We start from the raw sequence: 2,732 nt of genomic DNA, 5'->3' as shown, positions 1-2,732 counted from the left end.
GGATTTCGCGTCCTGCGGGACGCGACTTGAGGCTCTGCCTCAAGACTCCGCAAGCCTTTCGAGAAAGGCTTGAGCGAAAGCTTCATTTCGCCTGCGGGCGGGACGAAAGAGTCGAGCGTCGATTTACTCTCTCTCAAAGATATAATGTTCACACATATCGGCGAACGCGCCCTCGTGCGCCGGACAGCACACGTAATCAGCGTGCGCTTTGGCGGTATCGGTACCATCTGCCGGACAAGCTGACGTACCGGCCGCATCCAACAGCTGAATATCGTTTTCGTTATCTCCGATTGCCAATGTTCGCGCAGGGTCAATCCCGAGCGTCTCACACAGCGCGGTCAATGCGGTGCCCTTACTGATGCCACGTGCGTAGCAGTCGATGTAGTTATCATGGCTGCGGTGCCACTGATAGCGCGGGTCGGTGTCTGCGGTCAGGATGGGCAGGGCGCGGTCGATGTCCTCAAGCGGTGCATTGAGCACGATCTTATTCATGGGTTTATAGATGATGGTTTTGAGGTCGGGAACTTCAACGAGCGGATAGCACAGCAGGCGCGCTTCGTTTTCCAGCAGCGCCGTGCGGCGCGAGACGTACAGCTTGCCGTCCATCGGCAGGACGAAGGACAGACCAAGATCTACATAACGGTCGAAAATCTCGCAGAGGGTCTGGATGGATAACATACCAGTCATCTGGTTTTCGCGGGTGGCAATCGTGTATACACCGGCACCGCCCGAGTGAATAATATGGGTGAAGTCATCCCAGAGATTCAGACGGTCGAGCGCCGGGACAACCGCGTCCAATTCACGGCCGGTTGCAATGGCGCAGCGGATACCCTGAGCTTTCAGGCGGTGCAGCGCATCGCGATCACGGTCACAGATATTTTCCCGATCGTAAAACAGCGTACCGTCCAGATCGGTCACGACAAAATCAAAGCAAGACATGATGGCAGAGTCCTCCGAGTATAGCGTATTTGCATCTGTTCCCATCATACAGGTTACAGAGAGCAAAGTCAACCGGGGAACAAATGATAGAATTCAGAGAGTTTTTACAAAATTGCGTTGCATTTCATCCGGCGTTCTGATACCATCTAAAATAGATAATATGTTTGGATAAAGAGAGGGTTTGAAGTTTGGAAAGTTTATTCACATGGCTGGGCGCGGCGGGAAAAGAAACCGCCCTGTTCCTTGTGTCCATGCTGCCGCTCATCGAGCTGCGCGGTGCGGTGCCGATCGGCATTGCCGCCGGTATGCCTTGGACCGAGGTGCTGCCCATCTGTATTCTGGGCAACCTGCTGCCCATCCCGTTTTTGCTGCTCTTTGCTGAGCGTCTGCTCGATTGGCTGGCCAGACAGCCGCTATTTAAAAAACCGGCAACCTGGTACACCAATAAGCTCAACAGCAAGAAGGGACAGATTACAAAGTACGCAAAATGGGGTCTGTTCCTGTTTGTCGCCATCCCGCTGCCGGGCACCGGTGCCTGGTCGGGTGCAGCCATCGCAGCGCTGCTCAAAATGCCGCCCATCCGTGCGTTTTTCTCCATCGCTGCCGGTGTTGTCGCGGCTGGTCTGATTATGGCGGTTGCATCTTCGGGTGTATTTTCGCTCTTCACCTGACACGCGGCAAAATCTCAAACTGCATGAAAAAAGCGCCGTCTCGCAGACGGCGCAATTTTTTTTGACCGGTTTACACTTTTCGCAGCACCAGACGCAGACCATGCCGCCAGAGCATAGGCGTAATGCGTCCCATGAGGAACTCAGCGGTTACATCGCCGTCGGTCACGATCTCCAGCATCGGGCGACCGGACAGGTAATCCATTCGCAGACGGCCCAGACCATGGGACAGATACCACAGACAGCCGCCGTAGGGCATCGCCGCGAGCTTTTCCATCAGGAAACGCTGCGGAACATAACAGACGACATGGAAGGCACTGTCGGGGTCAAAGAGCATGGCGGCGAGCAGATCGAGCGGGAGCTGCGAGCCGGGATGGAGCAGGAACGAGGGGCTGGCGCTGTCGCGCACGACCTGACCGAAGGCCTCGGCACAGTCGGCAAGCATGGGCGCGTCGGGATGATCGGGGCGGACACAGTGGAAGTGAATCAGTACGGGCAGATGGTTGGTCATCATGTGCAGCACGTCCAGAATCATCGGCACAGCATCGCGCTGTGCTTCGGGTGCAAAGAACTGCTCGTAAAGATAGGGGCGCAGCGTGAACATGTGCGCATTTTTGTGTGACTGATCCGCCAGCAGAACCCAGCAGGTACGAAAACGCTCGCGCTGCTTGTCGGTCAAATTTTCATCGATACAGTCGTTATGCATATACGTCCCTCCTGAATTGGACACAATCGGTTTGGTACACTTATTATATGGTTCACGGCGTGGAAAAGCAAGGCAGAGGCGGGTAAAATCGGCAGATTTTTTTGTGCCGTACAGGCTGGAGAAAATGGGATGCGTCCCCCTTGACAATTCGATATGGGAGAGTATAATTAAAAATTGTCAGGAGCCTTTTTTCGGCACAAATTGAACGGAAATATTGCATATTATGGGCCTGTAGCTCAGTTGGGAGAGCGTTCGGTTCGCATCCGAGAGGTCAAGGGTTCGAATCCCTCCAGGTCCACCAAAAATCGACAAGTTTCGCAAGGAGCTTGTCGTTTTTTTGCTTATTCGCGATGTTCGATTCGCTTTTCCGTGAAAACGGAGAAGTCGATTTTTGGAAGTAAGAAGTAATAGGGAATAGG

Annotated in this window: 3 protein-coding genes and 1 tRNA gene; 2 read left to right on the top strand and 2 right to left on the bottom strand. The window is 54.0% G+C overall.

What is annotated here, in order from left to right; translation table 11 throughout:
• Window positions 1-123: 123 nt before the first annotated feature.
• A complete protein-coding gene (locus ABGT74_RS00175; protein WP_162608978.1) occupies window positions 124-939 on the bottom strand; it encodes a Cof-type HAD-IIB family hydrolase in 816 nt (271 codons plus the stop codon).
• A gap of 188 nt (window positions 940-1,127) precedes the next feature.
• Between ABGT74_RS00175 and ABGT74_RS00170 the strand changes: the two genes are divergently transcribed.
• Window positions 1,128-1,610, top strand: a complete 483-nt coding sequence (locus ABGT74_RS00170; protein WP_016148567.1) for a small multi-drug export protein — start codon at window positions 1,128-1,130, stop codon at window positions 1,608-1,610.
• 70 nt (window positions 1,611-1,680) lie between these two features.
• On the opposite strand, the gene ABGT74_RS00165 is transcribed toward ABGT74_RS00170, so the two are convergent.
• Complete coding sequence (locus ABGT74_RS00165) at window positions 1,681-2,313, bottom strand: hypothetical protein (protein WP_346703968.1); 633 nt, start codon at window positions 2,311-2,313, stop codon at window positions 1,681-1,683.
• A 225-nt stretch (window positions 2,314-2,538) separates the two neighbouring features.
• On the opposite strand from ABGT74_RS00165, the gene ABGT74_RS00160 reads away from it, so the two are divergent.
• A tRNA-Ala gene (locus ABGT74_RS00160) sits at window positions 2,539-2,614 on the top strand.
• Window positions 2,615-2,732: the final 118 nt, after the last annotated feature.

Origin of the sequence: uncultured Agathobaculum sp. (genome assembly GCF_963927765.1) — a bacterium.
Classification (GTDB): domain Bacteria; phylum Bacillota; class Clostridia; order Oscillospirales; family Butyricicoccaceae; genus Agathobaculum.
The sequence above is the reverse complement of the archived record's forward strand: the minus strand, read 5'-3'. Positions and strand labels throughout refer to the sequence as shown.

What these genes read in the sequence shown, in the direction of transcription:
- ABGT74_RS00175 (WP_162608978.1), bottom strand. Translation starts at nt 939, where the DNA reads ATGTCTTGCTTTGATTTTGTCGTGACCGATCTGGACGGTACGCTGTTT.
- ABGT74_RS00165 (WP_346703968.1), bottom strand. Translation starts at nt 2,313, where the DNA reads ATGCATAACGACTGTATCGATGAAAATTTGACCGACAAGCAGCGCGAG.